This is a genomic window from Psychrosphaera aestuarii (assembly GCF_017948405.1).
GTDB classification, from domain to species: Bacteria; Pseudomonadota; Gammaproteobacteria; order Enterobacterales; family Alteromonadaceae; genus Psychrosphaera; species Psychrosphaera aestuarii.
Genome location: NZ_CP072844.1, coordinates 118,770 through 142,940, shown reverse-complemented (window position 1 = coordinate 142,940; position 24,171 = coordinate 118,770). Strand labels below are relative to the sequence as shown.

Genomic DNA, 24,171 nt, shown 5'->3' with positions numbered 1-24,171 from the left:
AAGAAAACTGTTGGAGTATCCAGTGAAAAAGTTTCAAAAAACAAACGCAAATAAACAAGCAGGCTTTACCTTGTTAGAAGTTATGATCGTAATTGCTATTTTAGGCATGATCGCCGGTCTAGTTGTACCAAATTTAATGGGTCAATCTGACGAGGCTAAATTGCAAAGTACAGCAATTGAAATTCGTAACTTAGAGTCTACTTTAGACATGTATAAGTTAAAAGGTGGCACTTACCCAACGACAGAACAAGGTCTTGAGGCACTAGTCACTAAACCGGAAATGGAACCTATTCCTCGCAACTATCCAGCTAATGGTTATTTGAAAAAAGTGCCGGTGGATAAGTGGGGCAACGAGTATCAGCTTGTTAGTCCTGGCGAAATGGGTCAGTACGATTTGTTTTCGATGGGGCCAGACGGTGAAGCGGGTACTGAGGATGATATTGGTAACTGGAATGCCGACGAGTACTTATAAATAAGCGGCTAACGCACCAATAAAACTAGGAAGTGCAGAGGTGACCTCAAGATTTAAAAATAACCAGGGATTCACGCTAATAGAACTCATGTTAGTCATTGTGATCATTGGTTATTTGGTATCGCTTGTGCGTTTCCCTAGTCTATCTCCAAATGCTTATGATTTAGTTGAAAAAGAATCTCAAAAGCTCACCGCACTTATAAACTTAGCGTCTGAGTATGCGGTAGTAAATAACCAGCAACTTGGGCTGGCGGTGTCTGATCAGCAATATGCATTTTTAATCTATGATGGCGAAAAGTGGGTACGAATAACAAAACGCCCCTTTGATACTGAACCTCTTAATGAAAACTTAATAATCACGTTGAAATTAGACGGTTTGCCATGGCAAGAAAAAAACTTATTAAGCGCTGTGCAACTTATAGATGAAGAGACGTTAAACGCCGAAACGGACCTCAGTGATGAGGAGAAAAAGTTAGCCTTCCCTCAAGTATTTATTCTTTCCTCTGGGGAGATATCATCGTTTGAGATCGAACTTGAATTTCCGACAATGGAAAACGACGCAATGTTTGTGATCCAAGGTTTGTTCACGGCGCCAGTGAAATTTTATGATCCTCAAGCGCAGCGAGATATCGAACGATAATGACTAAGCGTATTAAACGAATCTTACATGTAAAATCCAAAATGTCAGGGTTTACGCTAGTTGAAATGTTATTGGCATTAGCGATTTTTGCTTATGCAAGTGCCTCCATACTCAGCGTTATAAGCCAAAGTGCAAATAATGTTGGTCAATTACAGCAAATGACTTTTGCCTCATGGGTAGCGCAAAACCGCCTAGTAGAGTTACAGGTGGAAAAAAACTGGCCACCAAAACAAAATCAAAAAGGCGAGGCTAAAATGGCCGGCGTGACTTGGTTTTGGCGTCAAACCGTAGTTGAGACTGCTGATTCGAAAATGCGTTCTGTAACCGTTTCAGTATATGAGACCGAAGATAGTGAAAATAGTATCTATGATTTAGAGACTTACGTTGTTCAAAATAAGGTCAGTGGCAATGATTAGCGTTCGGAATCGTGGGTTTACATTAATCGAAATGCTATTGTCATTAGCGATATTTGCCATGTTGGGTGTTGCCACTTATTCGGTGCTGAACACGACAATATCGGGTAAAGACCATATTGAAAGTCAGACCGAGCAACTCACAAATATTCAACGTGCGATGATGTTTATAGAAAACGATTTACAGCAAGTTGTTCAGCGTAAAATTCGTCTAAATGGCGAGCCTCCTGTGGATAAATATTTTATCGCCCAGCCTTATTTACTCGATTCCGAAGAGTTAGGTTTTGCCTTTATTCGAGATGGTTGGATTAACCCAGCAATGATTTTACCTAGAAGTGAATTGCAAGCTGTCGGTTATCGAGTTTACGAAGGTAAATTGCAACGTTTGTATTTTAACTTTGTTGATGCGGACACCGGTGAAGAGCCAAGAATTCAAAACTTAATAGATGGTGTCAGTGATTTACGACTAAGTTATTTTTATGATAATCAATGGCAAGACGATCTGCCAGATTCGGGTTTACCGACACTGATCAAATTGACATTTGTTACTGAAGCCTTTGGAGATATTGAGCGTATGTTTGCTTTTGTCGAGAAAACGGCCAAGGTAACGACAATTCCATCAGGTGCTAATTCGGCGAATGATGATGTTGATTCATCAAATGATGATGACAATAACACTAAGGCGGAGCGGTAATTATGCATTTAGCGCACCGTACTAACGTAAAGCAACAAAAAGGCATTGCACTTATTTCGGTAATGTTGATTGTTGCGTTGTGCGTGATCATTGCTTCGCAGCTCATGCAAACTCAACGACTTGGTATAGCAAGAGCCCAAAACTTATTCGATAGACAACAAGCGTTTCAGTATGCAAAAGGCTCAGAAAGTTTTGTTAAGATGTTATTATCCGCAACATTAGAAGACGACGATGGTGTTGTTCATTTAGGTCAGAGTTGGGCAACGGAAGGAATGGCCTTTCCGGTAAACAACGGAGTGATTCAAGGTCAGGTTGTTGATTTGTATAGCTGTTTAAATTTAAACGGTCTGTGGCAACCCGACATGGATAAAACGCAACAAAAGTATCGACGAGATATTTTTGTTCGGTTATTAGATTCCTTAGAAGTAGAATCGGATGTCAGTTTAGAAGACTTGGCAAACAACGTTTATGACTGGATTGACCCTGATGACTATGCGACAGAAGCCGGTGGTTATGACGGTGATATGTATGCCTCAATGGCGTTTCCGTATTTAAGTGCAAATAGCGCTTTAGCCCATGAAAACGAACTTAGAGTGATAGCAGGGTTTGATCCGTTAACACTTAACAAAATTAAAAAGTATGTATGTGCAATTCCGCAACATCATCAATTAGCCATTAATGTTAATACCATAAAAGAAAATGAGCCTGAGTTACTCATGGCAATGCTAAATATTGATGAAGCTACGGCACAAGAAATTATTGCAGAGCGACCTGACAAAGGGTTTACTGATATCAATGACTTTTGGGCTTTAGCGCCGGTTAAGTCAATTAACAATATAGCTTCGGTAGATCGCAGTTTATTTACTGTCTCTAGCAGGTTTTTTAAACTTATAACCAATGCAACTTATAACGACGTCAAATTTGCATTAACAAGCCTTATCCAATTGGATGATCAGTATCAGGCTTGGGTAATTGGGCGTCGATTTGGAGGGGAAGTTGAGCGAAAAGCTAATCCTGAGGATGAGCAGTCAAAAGACTAGTCCGATACCGTGGCTAGTTTGGTCTGATTCAAACAATGAAATAATTGTCTCTGGTGAATTGCAGGGGCAAGCTGAACTGGACTCGTTGTCTCGTTATGCCCAAGGCCGTCCGGTTACCGTAATTGCTAACAGTGGTGATGTGCGCTTAATTAGGCACCTTACAACCATGAAGCCGACACGTCAGATCCTCAAAGCGCTTCCTTTTATGTTGGAAGATGATTTAGCTGAAGATATTGATAAGTTGCACTTTGCGATCCAAGAAACCGGCTTTGATAAAGAACAGCAACAATACTTCGTTAATATTGCCGTGGTGAACAAAACCACGTTAGGGGAGTGGTTGAGTGTTTTGTCGGAGCACGATATTGCGGTACAGCATATATTACCAGAGGTATTGTGTTTACCACTATCAGACGAAGATTCACACCTCGCCCTAGTAGAATTAGCCGACGGATATTTGATTCGTGAAGGTAATTGGCAAGGTTGTTTCATTGAGAAAGATTGGTTAGCGTTATACGCTCAGCAGCTGTCGGATAAATCACTACACTACTTTAGTCCTCTACCTCCATTGTTGTTGGATGTAGCAGCAGATGCAGATAAAAATTTAAATTTGATAGCGGAAGACCCTGAATTACCAATGTTGCTGTTGGCTCAGCAAGCGGCAAAACAAAAATGGAATTTACTTCAAGGCGAATTTGCACCGAAAAAACCAGTGAGTAAAGCATGGTTAATTTGGCGACCAGTGATTGTGCTCGGTGGTGTGTTATTAGTCATTCAATTTGTAATGATGATTGCGCAATGGCAACAAAATCAGTCTAGGTTAGAAATAGCTAAAACTGAATTGGTAGATATGTATCGCGCAGCGTTTCCGAATGAAAAGATACGTGTAAATTTATTAAAGCGTCAACTGCAGTCAAAGGTCAATGCAGTATCTGGTACCGTAAGTTCGGATGGTAATTTTGACTACTTAGCGGTAATGAATACGCTCACACCAATTTTTGAGTCATTCCAAAGTGTTAAGGTAGAAAATTTGCGGTTTGACGGTAAGCGCAATGAACTTAGGTTAAGTGCCGTAGCCCCATCATTCCAAGAGTTCGAACGTTTTCGAGTCGCTGTTACGGAAACGGGTTTATTGGTAAACCCAGGCGCCGTGAATAACGAAGGCAACGTTGTTACAGGCTCGTTAAGCATTAAGGAGGCGAGATAATATGGCTGGAATTACCGATTTTAAACAAAAGTTAATCGCTTTATATCAGTCGAAATCACAGAGTGAACAACGCCTTATTTTATTATTAGGTGTATGTTTTATCGTTTTTATACTGGTATCTACATATTCTTCGGTTGCCAATAATTTAGCCGACTCAAAGAAGAAACTCTCCAGTCAACAAGAGCTTAATGTTTGGGCAAAACAACAAATCGCAATCATTAAACAATCAGGCCAAAATCCTTCTGTAGTTGGAAATACATCATCAATGACACAAGTGATTAATTCTACGGCACGTAAAAACCGAATTACCTTGGCTCGATTACAACCACAAACTGCAGATAATGTAAAAGTAGGGCTGGATGACATTAACTTTAATCAGTTAATGGCTTGGCTTGCTGAGCTAAAAAATAAGCATGGAATTCACGCAAGTAATATAGATATATCTAAATCGGATGTCGCAGGTGTTGTTCGAGTAAGACGATTAGATTTGGAGCGTAATTAATGTCGTTTAAAAAGTTGTTAGTTCTGTTTGTTGGGGCTTTTATTGTTTTTTTCGTTCTATATACGCCAATTAGTTTTGTTGCGAAATATATAGAGATTCCTAACCATGTCGCCTTACAAAATCTCAAGGGCACACTTTGGTCTGGTAAAGCTCAAGCTATTCAAATAGATAAGTGGCAGTTTACAAATCTTACATGGGAAGTAAAAGTAGCTGACTTATTCACGGGTAAATTGTCATATGAAATGAAATTTGGTCAAGCGCGTAATGCACAGCAACTAAGTGGCAAGGCTAATATTTCATTTGGATTCAGTACATTGTCATTATCGGATGTTGTCCTGCGAGCACCAGCTAGTAGTATCCGTTCAGAGCTTCCTATTCCGACTAGTGAGCTGAATGGCCGTGTCATTTTAGAGTTAGACAACTATCAAGTTAGTTCCGTTAATGACCCGTCTCAGACTCAAATGATGTGTGATGAATTAAAAGGTGAGCTACTGTGGACAAAAGCGGAAGTGGTTTTTGGACAGCCAATGTCACTAGGGACAATAACGGCGCAGCTTAGTTGTAACACAGGAGCTATCGTGGCCCAATTTGATGGCAATAACGAACTAGGTTTAGAAGGTGATGCGACTATAGTTTCACCAGAATCATTTAGTTTTCAAGGTTATGTGAAGCCATCAGAAAGTTTACCGCAAGATATTCACAAAGGAATAAGCATGTTCTCTCGAATAGACGTGCAAGGCCGCTATCCTATAAAGCTCTAACTCCCAAGCAAAGAAAAACACAAAGTTGGCCGTACATCTGTGCGGCCTTCCTACATTGAACTATATTGACACTAAGTCCGTAGAACAAAGAGTTCACATAGGATTGAGTGCATGCTTTTAAATTTTATTTTATTCCAAACAATTTGGTTTGGCTGTATTTACATAGGCAATAGCTTTGTGCCGGTTGGTGCTTTGCTGATAGCTTTTCACTTCTATAAAACTCACTTTTTAAAAGAAGACGTAGTAATTATTGCGCTCTGTATCGTCACTGGTTTGGTGCTCGACTCTTTGGTGATGGCTTACGGCGTCTTTTCATTTAACCACGGTATTGTTATCGACTTCCTTATCCCTCCTTGGCTGGTATTAATATGGGCGGCGTTTGGTATGACGTTAAATCATAGTTTGGCTTACTTTCAACAAAAGCCTCTGCTCGCTTTTGTTGGTGGATCAATAAGTGGACCGCTCTCTTATTTAGCTGGCGCAAGGCTGGGCGCAATTGAAACGCCATATGATTTTTGGTGGACGTTTCTTATATTCTCAATTATTTGGGGGCCGGTATTTATGTTGTTATCTCAATGCTCAAAAAAGTTGAACGAAAAGTTCGATTCAAATTTCACAGTAAAAAATGAGGCATAATCGATGTTAAAACTCAAAACTGCTACTACCGCCTTTGTGCTTGTATCGCTAACGTCGTTATTGCTTTTCTCGCCAAACTTACTGTCTAAAACCACAAATTTTAATTCAGTGACTTACTCGACAGAAAAAGGCCTGCTAACGCTATCAAATGGTGAGTCGTACAAGTTGTCAGGAAAAGCGGAGTTTAGTTATTTATTTTGGGACGTGTATGACAGTTATTTGTATAACCAGTCGGGTAAATTTGTGTCCAGCAAAAAATGGTATGAACAGGCACCTTTAGTGTTAGAAATTAGATATAAACGGGACATTAAAGCTAAAGACTTGGTAGATAGTACCGTAGAGCAATGGCAGCATTTGAAGATCGCTGAGCAAGAATATCTGCCATATGTTGGTTGGCTAAACGAGATTTGGCCAAATTTAAAAGAAGGTGATCGGTTAGCGCTTTATATGTTTTCAGACCGTAGCGTCTTCTTCTATAACAACCGTTTTTTAGCGGAGCATGAGGGTGGTGAGTTTGGCAAAATCTTTTTAGATATTTGGCTGTCAGATGATACTTCTGAGCCGAAGTTGCGTAAAAAATTACTCTCATATAAATAGAGGTCTCGATGATGAAAAAAATTTTTTGTTCGATAGTAGCGAGTACGCTGTTACTAGGGTGTAGTACGAATGTTGAAGACTACCAAAATACCAGTCCTAAGTTTGAGTTAGATACTTTTTTTGATGGCGAAGTAGTAGCTTGGGGAATGATCCAAGATTACAGCGATAAAGTTACTCGACGCTTTTGTGTTGAGATGACTGGTACTTGGAAAGATGCTGCTAATGGCAAATCCGGCGTTTTAGATGAATATTTTTATTATGATGATGGCGAAACTGACCGTCGGGTTTGGAAATTAGAGAAGAATAACCAAGGTATATATACCGGAACCGCGGGCGACGTTGACGGCGACGCGAGTGGCGAGGCAATCGGTTTTGCATTTAACTGGAAATATGACTTAAATCTAAATCTTGGCGATACAGAGTACACGTTCGCTATGGATGATTGGATGTATCAGTTAGATGAATATCGGTTAATGAATAAAACCGCGATGAAAAAGTTTGGCATTACCGTTGCTGACATAACGATATTTTTTGATAAAGAAAAACCATTACGCAGCTGTAACAAGTAGTGAGCTTCTATCGAATAGAAGGCGCTAATGGTATTTCTTTAACGAATGGATAATGTTGCGACGAGCTAAGGTCGCTTAATCTAGCTGATATCGTTTAGTAAGGTGCGGTAGTCTGTAACGTTAACAAATCCATTAATAGGCACCGCGACACGTTTGCTGTCTGGGTTTGCTACTGCCAGTAGGTGCTGTATACCAAACTCTTTAGCCGAGTGAAGAATGCGTTCTGAGTCATCTACAAACAGAGTCCGTGCTGGGTCAAAGTTCAAGTGCTGTTGCAGTTGTGTCCATAGAGATTGGCTTTCTTTGCTGGCGCCAAATTGATGACACGAGATCAGGTGATCGATGTGACTATCAAGCTGAGTACGTTCAACTTTTAAACTTAAGGAATCAGGGTGCGCATTGGTAACTAAAACAACTTGTTTGTTGGCATTTTTGAGCGCATCTAAAAACGGAATAGTATCTTCTCTTAGTTGGATTAGATGTTGGATTTCTCGCTTGAGGTCCACAATGGGTAGTTGCAGCTCACGTTGCCAATAGTCTAAACAATACCATTCAAGTTGACCGTAGACCGCGTCGTTTTGTTCTTTAAGGTACACCTTTGCTTGCTCTAAAGGCATACCATGAACTTGAGCGTATGCTTTGGGTGTATGCTCTAGCCAAAAGTGGTTGTCAAAATGTAGGTCTAATAATGTGCCGTCCATATCAAGAAGTACGGTATCAATGTTCTGCCAATTAAGCATAGATTTCTAATTTTTAGTGGTTATAGTTAGTTAATAAAACGATTTTAGCAGAAGGTAGTTATGGCAGGGAAAAAAATAAGCTCAATTTCAGAGTCTCCAAGTTTACCAAAGGTACATGGCAGTGAGCTGGTGGCAGAAAGTAAGCTGTTTAAAATTGAACAGTTAGACTTAGAGTTTTCTAATGGAGAGAAGCGTCAATACGAAAGAATGAAAGGTTCAGGACGTGGCGCCGTTATGGTTGTTCCATGTTTGAACGATAATGAGTTTATGTTAGTACGTGAATATGCAGCCGGTATTCATAGTTACGAGCTTGGTTTTCCAAAGGGCTTAATTGACCCTGGGGAAACGCCTGAACAAGCGGCAAATAGAGAGTTAAAAGAAGAAATCGGCTATGGCGCTAAACGCTTTGTAAAGTTAAAAACGGTTTCTACAGCGCCAAGTTACTTTAGCGCTCAAATGCATATTTACGTTGCGTTCGATTTATACGAAGAGAGTCTTGTGGGTGATGAGCCAGAACCATTAGAAAAAGTCATTTGGAACTGGGACCACGCAGAACAATTATTAGAACACAAAGATTTTAATGAGGCTCGATCTGTAGCTGCATTATTCTTAGCACAGAAGCTGATAAAGTAATTGGAATTATCAGCTTTTCGTCTGTTTACGCATTAAATCTGTAGTTGTGTTTAATTTATAATCAAACAAAGACTTTTAGGTTGTTTAATTAGGCGCTGGCAGATAAATTCTACTATTCTTTCAGAATTGAATGTTGCGGTCGGAATAGCCATGGAAACAGATCTCAAAAAACTAGTCGAAGACGTTAAAGATATTGCCATTAAAGCAGGCGGCGCAATATTAGAATATTTTGAAGACGGTGATTTTGAACAGTACGATAAATCCGATCATTCTCCAGTAACAAGTGCAGATTATGCAGCAAATGATATCGTTATCTCATCATTACAGTCCCTTACTCCAAATATTCCAATTATTTCTGAAGAAAGTGAAGGGTTAGTATTTAGTGACCGCAAACAGTGGGCTGAATATTGGCTTGTTGATCCACTTGATGGCACTCAAGAGTTTGTAGCCGGCCGTCCCGATTTTGCAGTTAATATCGCACTGATACAAAACAATAAACCTGTGTTAGGTGTTATTCATGCTCCTGTTACAGAAGACACTTACTGGGCTACTAAAGACCAGGGTGCGTTTAAGCAAACAAAGTCATCAACGTCAAAAATCAGTGGTAATAAGATTGATACCGCTAAACACTCTTTGACGGTTGCTATTAGTCGAGTTCAAAAATTGGATTCAATTACTAAGTACATTATTGACGGTGTTGATTTAAGTTTTATTTCCCTTGGCAGCTGTGCATTAAAGTCTTGTTTGGTTGCCGAAGGTAAAGCCGATTTGTATATTCGAGTGGGCCCAACTGGAGAGTGGGATACTGGAGCGCCTCAAATCATTGTTGAAGAAGCTGGTGGTCGTATTATTGACTCGGAATTTAAACCTTTAAGTTATAACGAAAGAGAGTCATTTTTAAACCCGGACTTTTTTGTTGCATCAGACCAATCTTTGGATTGGTCGACGATGATCATCCCGCACGACTCACGTCGGGACTAAAGGTCTTAGCTGGCATTAGGTTTACGGTTTCATGTAATTCCGAAAAAACCAATACAACCTCGCCACTTTTTAATTGTTGTAGTAGCTGGTCTTTTTTATCATTAAACGAGACCTCTACCTCGCCGTAGTCAGTGCCTTCGCGCATTATAAATTCTTCAATAATGCCTTCTATCGCTTCGTTACTAAGGTCTTTCCAAGGAATTATCATGCGAAAGTGTGTCCAAATTTATTTAGCTGCTCTTGTTGAATAAACTCAATAGTTCTCTTTTCAGCCCAAAAAACCGGCTTAAATGGGTTTAATCCTGAGATAAAGCCAACATGGCCTCCAGATTTACTGAGTTCAAATCTTACCGCATTAGAAAGCATTCCTTCATTAGGGATAACCTCAGCTGACATAAACGGATCATCTTTGGCGTGAATAACTAATGTTGGGGTTGCTATTGAGCCTAAAAATTTATTTGCGCTCGATTTTGCATAATAGTCAGCTGCACTTTTAAAACCATTAATTGGTGCAGTTACAGCTTCGTCAAATTCGGTAAGTATTTTGATGTCATCTAACTGTTCAGCAGATACTTTTACTGGAAAGCGCTCTTTCATGAGCGCAAGCTTATCTTTCGTTTTTTTTCTCAGTTTATCAACTAAATACTTTTGATATACCGCTGAAAATCCTTGCCCAATAGCATGAGCGCATAGTGACAAATCCAGTGGCGCTGAAATGACAATACCACCGGACAATACCGACTTATCACCTTCTTCACCTAAATATTTGGCGAGCATATTTCCGCCTAAAGAAAAGCCAACACTATATAGCGGATTAGTTGGAAACTTTTTGTTTACGTATTTCACCAACTCAGAGACATCTTCGGTTTGACCGGAGTGATAAGTTTTTGCCAGACGGTTTTGTTTCTTACCACAACCACGGAATTGCATTAATAAACCAACCCAACCTTTTTGATGGATGGCATTCATCATTCGTTTTGCATAAAAACTGTCAAAAGAACCTTCTAAGCCATGAAGAACGATCACAATAGGCGTATTTTCATTGATATAAGCAGGTGACTGACTCCAGATAAGCTCTACGAAGTCACCATCTGATAAAGCAAACTCTTGCTCAAAAGGTTTGAAAGTATTTGGGACAGAATAAAACCTAGGCACAATTGTTTGTAAATGGCGATTATTAAGCCACCAAGCAGGTTTAAATGTCGATTTGATTATCATGCAATCCTCATTTTACAGCCTCACCATGAGGGCGAACAATTCTATTGTATTGTACCTATACAGTTCAAGTTAAAAACCGGTTTAGTTATTTATGGTCGGTTCTTTTTGGTAAGTGAATGCCTGCTAACATACAGCGTACAGAACCACCCGCATATTCAATTGCGTTTACATCAAATGGTAAGAGGTTAACTCGACTCGAAAGCGTTTGTTTTTGGTCATTGGTTAATGCGTCAAACGCTGTACTCGAAAGGGCTAAGTATTTCTTTTTGCCGTTAGATAGCTCTAACGCATTGCCACAGTATTGTTCAATTTGTTGCTCGCTAAGATGAATAACCATTTTATCTGCAGATTCAATTGCCTCAAGAACAATAGAGCGCTGTTCTGGGTCTTTGATCATGTCGGTTGCTAACAATACGTAATCGCTTCCTATCGTCATAATTACATTGGTGTGATACACAGGTGTACCATCTTTATTTGTTGCATCAAAGAGCACTGGACGATATGAAAATTGTTGGCAAAACTCATAAAATAGCTGATCAGAGCAACGGTTAGAACGAACGGCGAAGGCAATGCGGGCCGAGTGATCTAATACCATTGCACCAGTACCTTCCAAAAATCGTGCTTGATGCTCATTTGGCGAGTAATCTATAACCTGGCTTACTTTGTATTTATTGATGAGGTGCTGGATAATATCCGGGCGCCTTTCTAAGCGTCGGTTTTCTGGGAACATGGCATATATAGCAATCTTTCCGTCAGCGTGAGTAGAGAACCAATTATTGGGAAATACAGAATCAGGGGTAGAGCTCCCTGTGTCGTCAAATAAGTTAACGTCTATTCCATGTGCTTCTAGCTTCGCTACCATGTCAGTCACTTGCTGATAGGCTAGCGTTTTTAGCGAAACGTCTGTATTTGCTTCACTTTGAAAACTATTATCAGCCGCAGTTTGTGGATTTGGTTGGAAATGATGTGGCCTGATCATAACCACTGAACTTGGCGCTTGGCTCATGATATTACCTATTTTATAAAAGACACAACGTCATAAAATTAAGGCCTTATTGTAAGGCCATAATTAATCATTATACAAATATTGTCGTTTGTAACCGTTAACCGATTTCATTTCGATTATGAGGTCGGGTGTAATCGATTGCAGGTCCGGCCGGAACTACTTGGGTCGGGTTTATCATAGTATGACTAAAGTAATAATGTCGTTTTATGTGGTAAAAATCGACGGTCTCAGCAATACCAGGCCATTGGTACAATTCACGAACATAAGCCGATAAATGTGGATAACTCTCTATTGTTCGTTTGTTACATTTAAAATGGCCCACATAAACCGCATCAAAACGAATGAGTGTTGTGAATAACCGCCAATCTGCTTCCGTTGGCGAGTTGCCGACTAAGTAACGATTTGTACTTAATCGATGTTCGATATGATCGATCGCGTCAAAGAGTTTGTTGTATTCGTTTTCATATGCCTCTTGTTGAGTTGCAAACCCACATTTATAAACCCCATTATTAATATTATGGTAAACATAGTCGTTCACTTCATCAATTTCCGCTTGAAGCGAAGGTGGATATAAATCTAGTGAATTGTTAGTCAAATGATTAAATGCAGAATTAAACATCCTGATAATTTCAGACGATTCATTGCTGACTATTTGGTTTTGCTTTTTATCCCAAAGTACCGGCACAGTGACTCGCCCTGAATAGTCGGCTTTATTGCGAGTATAAATTTGATGCATAAAGTTCGAATCAAACAAGGCATCGCCTGTACTGTGATTTTGTTTATCGAACTCCCAACCGTTCTTTAACATGTCTGGGCTTACAATTGACACATCTATATAGTCTTCTAACGATTTTAATTTTCTAACGATCAAGGTTCGATGAGCCCAAGGGCAGGCTAAAGAAACGTACAGGTGGTAGCGATCTTTTTCGGCGTTAAATCCAGCTTGTCCGTTAGGTCCTGCAGAGCCATCTTGCGTGATCCAGTTTCGTAGTTGAGCGTCTTCTCGCACAAACTTACCATCACTGCTATCGGTGTCATACCATTTGTCTTTCCAGTTGCCGTCAACAAGTAATCCCATGATGCCCTCTATTCTTTTTAGTTAGTGTAAATAGTGTAGCAAAGGGAGTGAGGTTCAATAATTAGTAAAATTGGCAAATTCCTTTCGAATAAATGCAATTATTGATCAACAAGTTGCAATATAAGCGCTATATTTGAATGAATATTGTTCAATAATTGTGACCTTTTGCCGATAACGGGAATAGGCAAACAAAGGTATAAAACAATGATTAAATTCGACCCCAATCAATTTCAAAATTGGCTGAGCAAACCCAGCAGTAAGGGCGAACTAAATTCTCAAAATGGCCAACAGCAAATAAAAAAATCACCGCCAGCGTCATTCGTAACCCTGTCCGGCGCAACTTCAAGCACGAGCTTTTCGTATTTTCATCAAACGGTACAAAAACGTGTGCAGCAATCAATTTCAGTTCCGCAAGACCTCAAACCTAATAAGTTAGAGCAGGCTGCCATTGAACAAAGATACAAACGTGCCGAGGCATCATCTAGCGCAATACTTGGGTTTATCACTAATCGCTTAAAAATGGACAAAGCCGATGGCGCTACATCAGAACAACTACAAAGTCGAATCGAAGCAGGCTTAAAAGGTTTTGAACAGGGTTATGAAGAAGCCAGTGGTATTTTGTCAGACATGGGCCTGTTAGAAGGTGATGTTGAAAGTGACATTTCTTTAACAGCACAAAAAGTAAAAGAAGGCTTGTTTGAGTTAGCGAATGAATACTTAGGTGAAAATCAGAGTGTCATCGAAAAGCCAGTTAGTTTAAATCAACCGGATGACTCAGCAGAAGAGTCAGTTCCGCCAGCGCGTATCGGCGAAGCTTTATTCCAGTCTTTGCAATCAAAAGAGTCTCGCTCGTTTGAATTTGAACTTGAAACACGAGATGGCGATACAATAAAAATTAATGCCAGTGCGTTTTTAGGTGCGTCGGTTGAGTCTGGTAATGGTCGTTTTTCTAGTCAGGGCCAAGGCGGTGGCAATTCATATAGTGGTAGTTATGCGTATTCTTATAGTGAAGTCGTCAATCAGCAGCAGTTCTCATTAAGTATTGATGGTGATTTAGACGAAGACGAACTAGAGGCTATAAATGCCTTATTAGAAAAAATTAATAGTTTATCGGCAGATTTTTATGACGGTGACATGCAAGAGGCTATTAACAAGGCGTTGGAGTTGGAATACGACTCATCAGAGATTAGCGCTTTTGCACTGGATTTAAGTCAAAGTACAAGCGTTAGAGCGGTTGAGGCTTATCAGTCAGAGCAAGCTTCTTTGCGTCCCGGTGCTGCTGCATTAAGACAGGTAGAACCATTAGGGAATTTTGCTGCTGACCTGAAAGGTGAATTTGCTAAGACGGAAGATTTGTTTTCTCACCCAAGAGATCTGCTATCGGACTTGTTCCAAAAAATGGACTTAATGAATAAGCCTGAAGAGCAAGACTACACAATAGACTTTGCTTCTTTTTCCTCGTCCATTGTGGAGCAGTGGTCAAGTCGTCTTGAGTTGCTTCGAGCACCTAGTAGTGAAGAGTGAGCCGACGTTAAACAATAAAAAATATTAGCTTAACTGACCTTTGTAGTTAAGGCTTTTTCATCGTTTTGATGCGATTATTGGCTTTACTACAGAGGTCTGATTATATGGCTAATTATTCGGCTGTTTTTTTAGAACCTGCAACCGCTTTATTGATTTGATTCATTTCTTGATTAGTAAGCTCACGCCACTGTCCAGGCTTTAGGCCTTTTAAGTCGACGTTCATAATGCGAGTGCGTTGTAGCTTAGTAACTTCAAATCCTAAATATTCACACATGCGACGAATTTGACGATTTAAACCTTGGGTAAGAATGATAGAGAATTTCTTAGGCCCAAGTAATTTCACTCTGCATGGTTTTGTCACTGTACCAAGTATTGGAATACCTTTTTCCATACGACTTTTAAAACGCTCGTTTAACGGCTTATCAACAACAACAACGTATTCTTTTTCGTGAGCGTTCTCCGCTCGTAATATTTTATTCACAATATCACCGTCACTGGTCAAAAAGATCAAACCATCTGATGGTTTATCTAGTCGTCCGATAGGAAAAATACGCTGAGGGTGATTGATTGCATCTATGATGTTGCCACGAACATGACGTTCTGTAGTACAAGTAATACCAATAGGCTTATTGTAGGCGATGTAAACACGGTCTGACTTATTTTCAGCACTAGCGTTAATAGTTTTACCATTAACTGTGACGATATCACCGTCTAGTACTTTGGTGCCAAGCTCAGGTAGTTTTCCGTTGATTTTAACGCGCTTTTGCTCAATAAGTTTATCCGCTTCGCGTCGTGAACAATATCCAGATTCGCTGATGAATTTATTGAGTCGTTTGCCTTGTTGTTCAGTCACTGATGAGCCTATATAAAGAAGATTAGTTGGATACGATTGATGGTGTACACAACATAATTCTAATCTGGTTTCAATTTTATTGTAGGGGTAAATTGTAGCATAAGTCTTATTTGGCGGACTACCATTTGGTCGCCGTAAATCTTAAGCACAAAAAAGCCTGCACTAGGCAGGCTTTCCATTAAGAGTTAGTGCTAATTACTTAGCGTTTTTCTCTTCTTTTGCTTTTGCAATTACTTCGTCAGAAACACTGCTTGGACAAGGCATGTAGTTTTTGAACTCCATAGAGAACTGACCACGGCCTGAAGTCATTGTACGTAGTGAACCGATGTAACCAAACATTTCTGAAAGTGGTACGTCAGCTTTAATACGAACACCAGTAGCGCCTGCTTCTTGACCAGCGATCATGCCACGACGACGGCTAAGGTCTCCGATAACATCACCAACGTGATCTTCAGGAGTGAACACGTCTACTAACATTACTGGTTCAAGTAGTTGTGCACCTGCTTTAGGAATTGATTGACGGAATGCGCCACGTGCTGCTAATTCAAATGCTACAGCAGATGAATCGACTGCGTGGAAGCCACCATCGTAAAGTTCGATTTCAACGTCAAGAACAGGGAATCCAGCTAGAACACCAGTTTCCATCATGCCAGCAAAACCTTTTTCGATTGCTGGGAAGAATTCTTTAGGTACGTTACCACCAACAACTGTTGATGTGAACGTGAAACCAGAACCAGGTTCGCCAGGCTTGATACGGTAATCGATTTTACCGAATTGACCAGAACCACCAGACTGTTTCTTGTGCGTGTATGAATCTTCAACTGGCTGCGTGATAGTTTCACGGTATGCAACTTGAGGCTCACCAACTTCTAATTCAACACCGTAAGTACGCTTAAGGATGTCAACTTTGATGTCTAAGTGAAGCTCACCCATACCAGATAGGATTGTTTCACCTGAATCTTGGTCTGTTTCAACGCGGAATGTTGGATCTTCAGCAACCATTTTACCAATCGCAATACCCATTTTCTCAGTTGAACCTTTATCTTTAGGCTTAACAGAGATTGAGATTACTGGCTCAGGGAATACCATTGCCTCTAGGATAATTGGGTCTTTAGGATCACATAATGTGTGACCAGTTTGAACGTTACCTTTCATACCAACGATAGCGATGATGTCACCCGCTTGTGCTGAAGTAAGTTCTTTACGCTCATCTGCTTGCATCTCAACCATACGGCCAACACGCTCAGTTTTACCTGTCGCAGCGTTCATGATTGTGTCACCTTTGTTCAACATACCAGAGTAGATACGTACGAACGTAAGTGCACCAAAACGGTCATCCATGATTTTGAATGCTAATGCTTTGAATGTCTCGTCAGCAGAAACGATTGCGTGACGACCAGTCGGCTCACCTTCTTCATCTGTAAGAGGCTGAGGATCAACTTCTGTAGGAGATGGTAAGTAGTCAACAACAGCGTCAAGAACTAATTGAACACCTTTGTTTTTGAATGCAGAACCACAGTAAGTCGGGAAGAAGTCCATTGTACGAGTACCTTTACGGATACAACGCTTGATGTCTTCAATTGAAGGCTCTTCACCTTCCATGTACGCTTCCATTAGGTCATCGTCTTGCTCAACAGCAGTTTCGATAAGCATTTCACGATATTCTTCTGCTTTGTCAACCATATCAGCAGGAATGTCCGTGATTTCATAGTTTTCAGGAAGACCAGTGTCATCCCAAATGTATGCTTTACGTGATAATAGGTCAACAACACCACAGAACTCGTCTTCGATACCGATAGGAAGAACCATAACTAGTGGGTTAGCACCTAGTACGTCTTTAGTTTGCTTAACTACGCGGTAAAAATCAGCACCCATACGGTCTAATTTGTTTACGAAGATAATACGTGCAACTTCTGAGTCATTCGCATAACGCCAGTTAGTTTCTGATTGTGGTTCAACACCACCAGAACCACAGAATACACCAATACCACCGTCTAATACTTTAAGAGAACGGTAAACTTCAACTGTGAAGTCAACGTGTCCAGGAGTATCGATAACGTTAAAACGGTGATCGTTCCAGAAGCAGCTTACTGCAGCTGACTGGATAGTAATACCACGCTCAGCTTCCTGTTCCATGAAGTCAGTTGTTGACTCACCGTCGTGTACTTCACCAGTCTTGTGGATTTGACCAGTTAATTTCAAAATACGCTCAGTTGTAGTGGTTTTACCAGCATCTACGTGAGCGAAGATACCTATATTTCTATACTTCGATAAGTCAGCCATTGTCTTACTCTATCTTCTCAATAAGTTGGTTAAAAAAAGCCGCCGGATTCTATCATTAATTAACCAGAACAGCACACTTTTCGTAAAAATTTATTTATATTTGTGGTTTTCTATCAAATTTTGTTAGTTGCATTGGCCCAAGTCCTTACATAATCTGTATGGATAACAGTGTAGAATAACTTTTGGAAAATGATGAACGAAGAATCACAACAAACTAAAGATCAAAAACATAAAGAACGTCAGCAACGTTTGAAAGAACAAGTTGATCAACGAGTTGAGTCTGCTCAAGTGGAAAAGGGCATTTTTCAAGTTATAACAGGAAATGGTAAAGGTAAGTCTACATCTGGTTTTGGTGTAGTTACCCGTTGTGTTGGATATGATAAAAAAGCAGCGGTTGCTCAATTTATTAAAGGTGAGTGGGAATGTGGCGAACGTAATCTTCTAGAAAAGTTAGGCGTTCCTTTTGCTGTTATGAAAACTGGATTTACTTGGGATACCCAAAATCGTGAAAGCGATACAAAAGCCGCATTGGAAACATGGCAAAAAGCCAAAGTCTTTCTACAAGACGAATCAATTGATGTCGTGTTATTAGATGAATTGACTTATATGATTACATATCAGTACTTACCATTAGAAGAAGTATTAGAAACCATAGCTAATAGACCTAAAATGCAGTCTGTCATCGTGACAGGGCGAGCGGCCCATCGTGAGTTGGCTGAAGCGGCAGATACAGTAAGTGAAGTAAAAAATATTAAACATGCCTTTGACTCAGGAGTTAAGGCGTTACAAGGCTTTGACTACTGATCTTGTTTAACACAGTCCTTTTTAAAGTACTAGGCAATATCACCACGGCATTACAGTACGCTTAAAATAACGCCATATAATTCAAACAGAAAGCTACCAATCGGTGGCTTTTTTTATTTATCGCGTTGCATAAACTCTAACTGTTATTATACTGTATAAATAAACAGTAGGTGGTGTTATGTTAGAACTAGATGAATATCAAAATAAAGGCTTACTTTGGTATGGTTGTAAAAATGATAATCATATTTGTAAAGTCTCCACACAATACGATGAGCTAGATCAAATTCTTCATGGCGGTTTTCCAACAGAAGGGATCATTGAGGTAAAAACACCATTAGGCATTGGTGAACTTAGGCTTTTATTCCCATATTTAGTCAATAAACAAAAGGCTGAAAAACAAGAGTGTGTGTTTATCGCTCCCCCGATTCAATTAAATGCAGAGTTTTTATTAGCAAATGGGTTGGAGTTAACATCAACATTAATATTGCCTGTTTACGACGATAAAAAAGCACTTTGGGCCACCGAACAGGCTTTGAGTAGCGGTTGTTGCAGCACGGTTGTGTTATGGCAAGCGCAATTATCTATAAAGCAAGTAAGGCGATTAATGTTGGCTTGCGAACGAGGTGGCGCAAGTCTCGTTTTGATAAGGTATTCCCATCTGCAAAATCAGAACGTTAATCGCTATTCTAACATTTCAAAGACAGAGTTTTTATCATTGCCAAGTGCGCTTAGCTTGTCACTATTTCCAGATCCGAGTGGCATAAAAGTAAAAGTAGATAAGCAAAAAGGAGGCACAGCTTCAAAAGCCTTTGTCGTTGATATGAATCAAAAATGGGGTGAGTTGACGACGGAAGACCAAATAAAATTAAGCAACGGAAATAGTAACGTTGTGGCCTTCCCTAATATTGTTAATAACTAATTAGGTCATGATCTGTAATGCTTTGGCTCTACTTAAATTTCCACTCTTTGCAATTAGATAGTACAGAAGCTGACAATACACAGGCGGTAATCATTGTTGATAATATAAATATGCGTGTTGTTCAGCTAAATAAACCAGCACTAGACATGGGAATAAAAATAGATATGGGCCTAGCAATGGCTATATCGATGACAGCGAATATAAAAGTATTGGAGTATAAAAAAGAAATTGAAGAGGAACGTTTAAATGATATTGCTAACCGGCTTTATAAGTATACCGCTGATATTTGCCTAGATTTACCTCATGGTATCTATATCAGAATAGATACTATGCTGAGATTATATAAAAACGTATATAAGTATTGGCAGGCTATTACCAATCAATTGTCTGTATTAAAGCTTTCATATTCATATAGCTCAGCCAGTAGCCCTTTGGTCGCTAAGTTATTAGCCCTTTCTAATCATAATACACTTTACGAAAATCAAGATAGGGCACAGAAGTACCTTTATGATTTGCCGGTCGGGTATCTTGATGTAACACATAAACAAAAAGAGCAATTTCGTAGAGTCGGTTTAAATAACATTGGTCAATTGCTCAATATACCTTTAAAAGCATTATCCAAACGATTCGACTTGTCTGTATTTAAATACTTAGGGCAGTTGTCAGGGCAAATTAAGTACCCGATGGCTCTTTTTGTTCCAACAAGGCGTTACCAGAGAACACTCGAGTTACTATATGAAATATCAAATTCAGAAATACTTATTCATCCAATCAAAACCTTGCTGCAAGAACTGGAGGAGTATCTAAAAAATAGGAACTTAGTTACCCATCAGCTGATATTTAGTTTGTTATACCGATATGATGAGGGTTTAGACTTTACGATTGAAGCTGCAGGTGGCGAGTATAGAAAAGTAAAATGGCTTAGTTTAATTAGACTTCACTTGGAGTCTGTAAAATTAGCAGAGCCTGTGGTTACTATAAGAATGAAATGCTCAGACCTACAGTCATATGAGCCCCGAATGAATGACATCTTTAGTGATAAAGAAACAAAGCTAGAGACGACTTCTCTTTTAAATCAGTTAGTCGCTAAACTTGGCAATACATCTGTAAGTCGACCTATCTATCAAGAAACAATCAACCCCGAGCAAGTGAATAGTCTGACATTCAACATTCATCAATCAGCCACTTCAAAATTAAACAACGTGAGTAACCTTTTGTTGAGACCAAGTTACTTACAACCTACGCCGACACAGCTCGTTGAAGAGGTCGTTATAATCCATGGACCCGAACGAATCCTAACGAGCTGGTGGACTGACAGGCTTATATATCGAGATTACTTTATTGCTAAAAATAATGAAGGTCAGTGGCTTTGGATTTATCGCACGTCTCATCAAGATTGGTTTGTTCATGGGTGGTTTTCATGAACGATAAAGACATCAGCCATAAGGTAGATTATGCCGAGCTAGTTTGTTTCTCCAATTTTTCTTTTTTAACAGGAGCATCAACACCAGAAGAGCATATTGAGCAAGCTGCGAGGTTAGGATACCAAGCATTAGCAATTACCGATGAGTGCTCTGTTGCTGGGGTAGTTAGAGCTTATTCTCATATCAAGCAAAGCCATTTAGATATTAGGCTAATAATAGGAAGCTATTTTAACTATCAGGGGAAAATCTCACTTACGCTGATTTGCCCAAATCGTAAAGCCTATGCAGAATTATGCCGAGTGATTACCAATGCGAGGCGTCGATGTGATAAAGGGAAATACGAGCTTAATGCTTGGGATTTAAAATCTGTCCGTGAGTGTTTGATCATTTGGCATGCGAGCGGCGAAATAGAGACAGATACTTTTAATGTAGCCTGGTTACTTGGACTGAATAAATCGATAAAGAAGCGTCTGTATGTCGGTATTACAAGAAAACTATCACAAAATGAGCATCGCTACATTAGTAACTGCGAGAAGATAGCTTCAATCTATAATTTATCCATCGTGGCATGCGGGCAAGTATTAATGCATGACATGAGTCGTCTTCCTCTTCAGCATGTGTTATCGGCTATTAAAAGCGGAACACAAGTCGATAAGTTAGGTCGAGATGCAATTAGTAATGCAGAGCAAACCTTAAGACCACTGTTTAAATTACAAAAGTTATATAAGAAAGAGTATATAGAGGCGTCTGTAAATATCGCGAACCAATGTAGTTTTGATTTAGGTGAGTTGAGGTATGAGTATCCGTCTGAGTTAATACCGGTTAATTTAACTCCAACTCAATATTTAAATCAAATTGTAAAAAAAGGCGCGCAATTTCGTTTTCCAAATGGCATCCCTCAAAATATTCAAAAATTAATTGATAAAGAATTGCACCTAATTCAAGAGATGCAATATGAACATTTTTTTATAACTATATATGACATTGTTCAATTTGCGAAAAGTCAAAGAATTCTATACCAAGGTCGTGGCTCAGCTGCAAATTCAGTAGTTTGCTACTGTTTAGAGATTACAGCTGTTGATCCATCTCAGATTAATGTTCTATTTGAGCGGTTTATTTCCAAGGAGCGAAACGAGCCGCCGGATATTGATGTTGATTTTGAGCATCAACGCCGAGAAGAAATTTTTCAATACATATACTCAAAGTATGGCCGAAACCATGCGGCTATAGCCGCTACAGTTGTAACTTACAGAACAAAAAGTGCGATTAGAGAGGTGGGTAAAGCACTGGGTTTTGAAGAGTTGCAACTCGACTTTTTTATTAAGAATATCAACCGACGTGATCGATCTGAATCATGGTCTTCGCAGTTATCTGAGTTAGGCTTGACGGTTGATTCTAAAAAAGGACGACTATTTGTTTCATTAGTTGAACAAATCAAAGGCTTTCCTAGGCACTTATCTCAGCATGTTGGTGGCTTCATCATCTCATCAGGTCCATTGCATGAGCTAGTTCCAGTTGAAAATGCTGCGATGGACGGTCGAACAGTTATTCAATGGGACAAGGATGACTTAGAGAGTTTAGCCTTGCTTAAAGTCGATGTATTAGCTCTTGGAATGTTAACCGCGATTAGAAAGTCATTTGATTATATAAAAGAGTTGTACCAAAAAAGTCTTAGTATTAATGATATTACAGCTGGTGGGGATGATAAAAATGTCTATCAGATGATTCAAAATGCTGACACCGTTGGCCTTTTTCAAATTGAGTCAAGAGCGCAGATGAGCATGCTACCTAGACTTAAGCCTAAAACTTATTATGACTTAGTAATTCAAATCGCCATTGTTCGCCCAGGTCCAATTCAAGGTGGAATGGTGCATCCCTATTTACGTCGTCGTAATGGCGAGGAACAGATTGAGTATCCATCAAAAGACGTTGAGGAGGTATTATCTAGAACATTAGGTGTGCCTATTTTCCAAGAACAAGTCATCAAACTTGCCATGGTAGCCGCTGGGTTTTCCGGAGGAGAAGCCGACCAATTACGCCGAGCAATGGGGAAGTGGAAAAAAGACGGCGAGTTAGAAAGGTTTAGGGCCAAGCTTATAAATGGTATGGCAGACAGAGGTTACACCGAAGAATATGCGAATAGAATATTTCAGCAAATCTGTGGTTTCGGGGAATATGGATTTCCAGAATCACATTCCGCAAGTTTCGCTTTGTTAGCCTACGTTTCTGCTTGGTTAAAATATTACCATCCGAGTGTTTTTTATTGTGCGTTACTAAATAGTTTACCAATGGGTTTTTATAGTCCTGCGCAGCTATTACAAGATGCACAAAGGCATGGTGTAATTGTATTACCAATTTGTATTAACCACTCATGCTGGGATCATCAATTGGTACTGGATAATGATAAGCTCTTATTAAGACTTGGGTATCGAATGGTTAAAGGCTTATCTGAGGCCTCGGCAAAGACAATTGTATGCATTCGAAAAGACTATGCAGAAGGGTTTAAATCTCTTTCGCAACTTACAGATACGCAAATCACTAAGAGAGATTTACAGTTATTAGCAAGCGCCAATGCATTAAGTATTATTAGTGGCGATCGCTATAACACTAGGTGGAAACTGATGAATCAAGAAAGTGACTTACCACTATTTAAAGCTAACGAGAGTGATTACAATGAAATCATTGAAAGCCCGAGTAAAGTGGCATCAATGCTAGAGGATTACGCCTCAACTAGTTTGAGTCTTGATGCTCATCCAGTGCAACTCCTACGGAAAGCAGGGTTATTAGGTCGGTATACCCCTGCAAGCGAATTACCTCAATGTCGAAATAAATCCATCGTTACAGTTGTTGGTTTAGTTACCGCAAGGCAGAGTCCAGGAACAGCGGGCGGCATAACATTTATGACACTAGAAGACGATACCGGAAATACCAATGTTATTGTTTGGGCCGCAACTGCAAAAGCGCAGAAAAAATCATTTTTAACGTCTAAACTGGTAAAAGTAAAAGGCATACTGGAGCGTGAAGGAAAGGTCATTCATGTGATAGCAGGTAAGCTTGTCGACCTATCAAATGAGATGAATGATTTACAGATTATTAGTAGGGACTTTCATTAAAATAAGAAGTTAAAACCTTTTGTGAACAATTAACGTATGTTTAAACGCGTATTACGTGTTTTCCCCT

General features: G+C 39.6%; 25 protein-coding genes. 18 read left to right on the top strand and 7 right to left on the bottom strand.

Annotated features, from left to right (window positions below; all coding sequences use genetic code 11):
- The first annotated feature begins 82 nt into the window (after window positions 1-82).
- The 11 genes from gspG to J9318_RS00690 all read left to right on the top strand — a co-directional run bounded on the left by gspG (window position 83) and on the right by J9318_RS00690 (window position 7,528).
- Window positions 83-472 carry a type II secretion system major pseudopilin GspG gene (gene gspG / locus J9318_RS00740; protein ID WP_210562318.1) on the top strand — a complete coding sequence of 130 codons (390 nt, stop codon included), beginning with the start codon at window positions 83-85 and terminating at the stop codon, window positions 470-472.
- Window positions 473-512: 40 nt separating this feature from the next.
- Window positions 513-1,112 (top strand): type II secretion system minor pseudopilin GspH, encoded by a 600-nt coding sequence (gene gspH, locus J9318_RS00735; RefSeq protein ID WP_210560608.1) that lies wholly within the window; start codon window positions 513-515, stop codon window positions 1,110-1,112.
- Entirely contained in the window at window positions 1,112-1,528 is a 417-nt protein-coding gene (gene gspI, locus J9318_RS00730) for a type II secretion system minor pseudopilin GspI (protein WP_210560607.1), read from the top strand. The genes gspH and gspI overlap by 1 nt, the downstream gene beginning before the upstream one ends.
- On the top strand, window positions 1,521-2,219 hold the full coding sequence (gspJ, locus tag J9318_RS00725; protein WP_210560606.1) for a type II secretion system minor pseudopilin GspJ: 699 nt from the start codon (window positions 1,521-1,523) through the stop codon (window positions 2,217-2,219). The genes gspI and gspJ overlap by 8 nt, the downstream gene beginning before the upstream one ends.
- A 2-nt stretch (window positions 2,220-2,221) precedes the next feature.
- Entirely contained in the window at window positions 2,222-3,259 is a 1,038-nt protein-coding gene (gene gspK / locus J9318_RS00720) for a type II secretion system minor pseudopilin GspK (protein WP_210560605.1), read from the top strand.
- A complete protein-coding gene (gene gspL, locus J9318_RS00715) occupies window positions 3,240-4,463 on the top strand; it encodes a type II secretion system protein GspL (RefSeq protein ID WP_210560604.1) in 1,224 nt (407 codons plus the stop codon). The genes gspK and gspL overlap by 20 nt, the downstream gene beginning before the upstream one ends.
- Window position 4,464: 1 nt before the next feature.
- Window positions 4,465-4,965, top strand: coding sequence for a type II secretion system protein M (locus tag J9318_RS00710; protein WP_210560603.1), 501 nt, complete (start codon window positions 4,465-4,467; stop codon window positions 4,963-4,965).
- A complete protein-coding gene (locus tag J9318_RS00705; RefSeq protein ID WP_210560602.1) occupies window positions 4,965-5,726 on the top strand; it encodes a type II secretion system protein N in 762 nt (253 codons plus the stop codon). The genes J9318_RS00710 and J9318_RS00705 overlap by 1 nt, the downstream gene beginning before the upstream one ends.
- A gap of 111 nt (window positions 5,727-5,837) precedes the next feature.
- Window positions 5,838-6,362: a DUF2878 domain-containing protein gene (locus J9318_RS00700; RefSeq protein WP_210560601.1), complete on the top strand. Its 525-nt coding sequence runs from the start codon at window positions 5,838-5,840 to the stop codon at window positions 6,360-6,362.
- Window positions 6,363-6,365: 3 nt separating this feature from the next.
- Complete coding sequence (locus J9318_RS00695) at window positions 6,366-6,959, top strand: chalcone isomerase family protein (protein ID WP_210560600.1); 594 nt, start codon at window positions 6,366-6,368, stop codon at window positions 6,957-6,959.
- Between the two features lie 8 nt (window positions 6,960-6,967).
- Window positions 6,968-7,528: a DUF3833 domain-containing protein gene (locus J9318_RS00690; RefSeq protein WP_342345691.1), complete on the top strand. Its 561-nt coding sequence runs from the start codon at window positions 6,968-6,970 to the stop codon at window positions 7,526-7,528.
- Window positions 7,529-7,608: 80 nt separating this feature from the next.
- Here the strand turns inward: J9318_RS00690 and yrfG are convergent, their stop codons facing one another.
- Window positions 7,609-8,268, bottom strand: coding sequence for a GMP/IMP nucleotidase (gene yrfG, locus J9318_RS00685; protein ID WP_210560599.1), 660 nt, complete (start codon window positions 8,266-8,268; stop codon window positions 7,609-7,611).
- Between the two features lie 60 nt (window positions 8,269-8,328).
- On the opposite strand from yrfG, the gene nudE reads away from it, so the two are divergent.
- Window positions 8,329-8,901, top strand: coding sequence for an ADP compounds hydrolase NudE (gene nudE / locus J9318_RS00680; protein ID WP_210560598.1), 573 nt, complete (start codon window positions 8,329-8,331; stop codon window positions 8,899-8,901).
- A gap of 150 nt (window positions 8,902-9,051) precedes the next feature.
- On the top strand, window positions 9,052-9,882 hold the full coding sequence (gene cysQ, locus J9318_RS00675; protein ID WP_210560597.1) for a 3'(2'),5'-bisphosphate nucleotidase CysQ: 831 nt from the start codon (window positions 9,052-9,054) through the stop codon (window positions 9,880-9,882).
- Here cysQ and J9318_RS00670 read toward each other — a convergent pair.
- From J9318_RS00670 to J9318_RS00655, 4 genes are all read right to left on the bottom strand, one after another.
- Window positions 9,854-10,090 (bottom strand): YheU family protein, encoded by a 237-nt coding sequence (locus J9318_RS00670; protein WP_210560596.1) that lies wholly within the window; start codon window positions 10,088-10,090, stop codon window positions 9,854-9,856. The two genes, cysQ and J9318_RS00670, sit on opposite strands and share 29 nt — an antisense overlap.
- A complete protein-coding gene (locus J9318_RS00665) occupies window positions 10,087-11,100 on the bottom strand; it encodes a hydrolase (RefSeq protein WP_210560595.1) in 1,014 nt (337 codons plus the stop codon). Before J9318_RS00665 ends, J9318_RS00670 begins: the two co-directional genes overlap by 4 nt.
- Window positions 11,101-11,185: 85 nt before the next feature.
- Entirely contained in the window at window positions 11,186-12,106 is a 921-nt protein-coding gene (gene ctlX / locus J9318_RS00660) for a citrulline utilization hydrolase CtlX (RefSeq protein WP_210560594.1), read from the bottom strand.
- Window positions 12,107-12,203: 97 nt separating this feature from the next.
- The gene (locus J9318_RS00655; protein WP_210560593.1) at window positions 12,204-13,184 is read right to left on the bottom strand and encodes a glutathione S-transferase family protein; all 981 of its coding nucleotides are present in this window, start codon (window positions 13,182-13,184) and stop codon (window positions 12,204-12,206) included.
- A gap of 204 nt (window positions 13,185-13,388) precedes the next feature.
- On the opposite strand from J9318_RS00655, the gene J9318_RS00650 reads away from it, so the two are divergent.
- Window positions 13,389-14,708: a DUF5610 domain-containing protein gene (locus tag J9318_RS00650; RefSeq protein WP_210560592.1), complete on the top strand. Its 1,320-nt coding sequence runs from the start codon at window positions 13,389-13,391 to the stop codon at window positions 14,706-14,708.
- A gap of 112 nt (window positions 14,709-14,820) precedes the next feature.
- On the opposite strand, the gene rluF is transcribed toward J9318_RS00650, so the two are convergent.
- Window positions 14,821-15,561: a 23S rRNA pseudouridine(2604) synthase RluF gene (gene rluF / locus J9318_RS00645; RefSeq protein WP_210560591.1), complete on the bottom strand. Its 741-nt coding sequence runs from the start codon at window positions 15,559-15,561 to the stop codon at window positions 14,821-14,823.
- A gap of 195 nt (window positions 15,562-15,756) precedes the next feature.
- On the bottom strand, window positions 15,757-17,844 hold the full coding sequence (gene fusA, locus J9318_RS00640; RefSeq protein ID WP_210560590.1) for an elongation factor G: 2,088 nt from the start codon (window positions 17,842-17,844) through the stop codon (window positions 15,757-15,759).
- Between the two features lie 192 nt (window positions 17,845-18,036).
- Between fusA and cobO the strand changes: the two genes are divergently transcribed.
- The 4 genes from cobO (at window position 18,037) to J9318_RS00620 (ending at window position 24,104) form a co-directional block, all read left to right on the top strand.
- Window positions 18,037-18,648 carry a cob(I)yrinic acid a,c-diamide adenosyltransferase gene (cobO, locus tag J9318_RS00635; RefSeq protein WP_425314323.1) on the top strand — a complete coding sequence of 204 codons (612 nt, stop codon included), beginning with the start codon at window positions 18,037-18,039 and terminating at the stop codon, window positions 18,646-18,648.
- A gap of 178 nt (window positions 18,649-18,826) precedes the next feature.
- Window positions 18,827-19,567: a recombinase RecA gene (locus J9318_RS00630; protein ID WP_210560588.1), complete on the top strand. Its 741-nt coding sequence runs from the start codon at window positions 18,827-18,829 to the stop codon at window positions 19,565-19,567.
- Between the two features lie 17 nt (window positions 19,568-19,584).
- Window positions 19,585-20,991, top strand: coding sequence for a Y-family DNA polymerase (locus J9318_RS00625; RefSeq protein WP_210560587.1), 1,407 nt, complete (start codon window positions 19,585-19,587; stop codon window positions 20,989-20,991).
- Complete coding sequence (locus tag J9318_RS00620) at window positions 20,988-24,104, top strand: error-prone DNA polymerase (protein ID WP_210560586.1); 3,117 nt, start codon at window positions 20,988-20,990, stop codon at window positions 24,102-24,104. The genes J9318_RS00625 and J9318_RS00620 overlap by 4 nt, the downstream gene beginning before the upstream one ends.
- Window positions 24,105-24,171 lie beyond the last annotated feature (67 nt).

Bases quoted from the DNA above. Each gene is read 5' to 3' on its own strand.
- J9318_RS00690 (WP_342345691.1), top strand. From the start codon at position 6,968: ATGATGAAAAAAATTTTTTGTTCGATAGTAGCGAGTACGCTGTTACTA.
- J9318_RS00620 (WP_210560586.1), top strand. From the start codon at position 20,988: ATGAACGATAAAGACATCAGCCATAAGGTAGATTATGCCGAGCTAGTT.
- J9318_RS00625 (WP_210560587.1), top strand. From the start codon at position 19,585: ATGCTTTGGCTCTACTTAAATTTCCACTCTTTGCAATTAGATAGTACA.
- gspK (WP_210560605.1), top strand. From the start codon at position 2,222: ATGCATTTAGCGCACCGTACTAACGTAAAGCAACAAAAAGGCATTGCA.
- J9318_RS00630 (WP_210560588.1), top strand. From the start codon at position 18,827: ATGTTAGAACTAGATGAATATCAAAATAAAGGCTTACTTTGGTATGGT.
- J9318_RS00655 (WP_210560593.1), bottom strand. From the start codon at position 13,184: ATGGGATTACTTGTTGACGGCAACTGGAAAGACAAATGGTATGACACC.
- J9318_RS00665 (WP_210560595.1), bottom strand. From the start codon at position 11,100: ATGATAATCAAATCGACATTTAAACCTGCTTGGTGGCTTAATAATCGC.
- fusA (WP_210560590.1), bottom strand. From the start codon at position 17,844: ATGGCTGACTTATCGAAGTATAGAAATATAGGTATCTTCGCTCACGTA.
- ctlX (WP_210560594.1), bottom strand. From the start codon at position 12,106: ATGAGCCAAGCGCCAAGTTCAGTGGTTATGATCAGGCCACATCATTTC.
- cysQ (WP_210560597.1), top strand. From the start codon at position 9,052: ATGGAAACAGATCTCAAAAAACTAGTCGAAGACGTTAAAGATATTGCC.
- nudE (WP_210560598.1), top strand. From the start codon at position 8,329: ATGGCAGGGAAAAAAATAAGCTCAATTTCAGAGTCTCCAAGTTTACCA.
- gspG (WP_210562318.1), top strand. From the start codon at position 83: ATGATCGTAATTGCTATTTTAGGCATGATCGCCGGTCTAGTTGTACCA.
- J9318_RS00700 (WP_210560601.1), top strand. From the start codon at position 5,838: ATGCTTTTAAATTTTATTTTATTCCAAACAATTTGGTTTGGCTGTATT.
- gspI (WP_210560607.1), top strand. From the start codon at position 1,112: ATGACTAAGCGTATTAAACGAATCTTACATGTAAAATCCAAAATGTCA.
- J9318_RS00695 (WP_210560600.1), top strand. From the start codon at position 6,366: ATGTTAAAACTCAAAACTGCTACTACCGCCTTTGTGCTTGTATCGCTA.
- J9318_RS00650 (WP_210560592.1), top strand. From the start codon at position 13,389: ATGATTAAATTCGACCCCAATCAATTTCAAAATTGGCTGAGCAAACCC.
- J9318_RS00670 (WP_210560596.1), bottom strand. From the start codon at position 10,090: ATGATAATTCCTTGGAAAGACCTTAGTAACGAAGCGATAGAAGGCATT.
- J9318_RS00710 (WP_210560603.1), top strand. From the start codon at position 4,465: ATGGCTGGAATTACCGATTTTAAACAAAAGTTAATCGCTTTATATCAG.
- gspJ (WP_210560606.1), top strand. From the start codon at position 1,521: ATGATTAGCGTTCGGAATCGTGGGTTTACATTAATCGAAATGCTATTG.
- yrfG (WP_210560599.1), bottom strand. From the start codon at position 8,268: ATGCTTAATTGGCAGAACATTGATACCGTACTTCTTGATATGGACGGC.
- J9318_RS00705 (WP_210560602.1), top strand. From the start codon at position 4,965: ATGTCGTTTAAAAAGTTGTTAGTTCTGTTTGTTGGGGCTTTTATTGTT.
- cobO (WP_425314323.1), top strand. From the start codon at position 18,037: ATGAACGAAGAATCACAACAAACTAAAGATCAAAAACATAAAGAACGT.
- gspL (WP_210560604.1), top strand. From the start codon at position 3,240: ATGAGCAGTCAAAAGACTAGTCCGATACCGTGGCTAGTTTGGTCTGAT.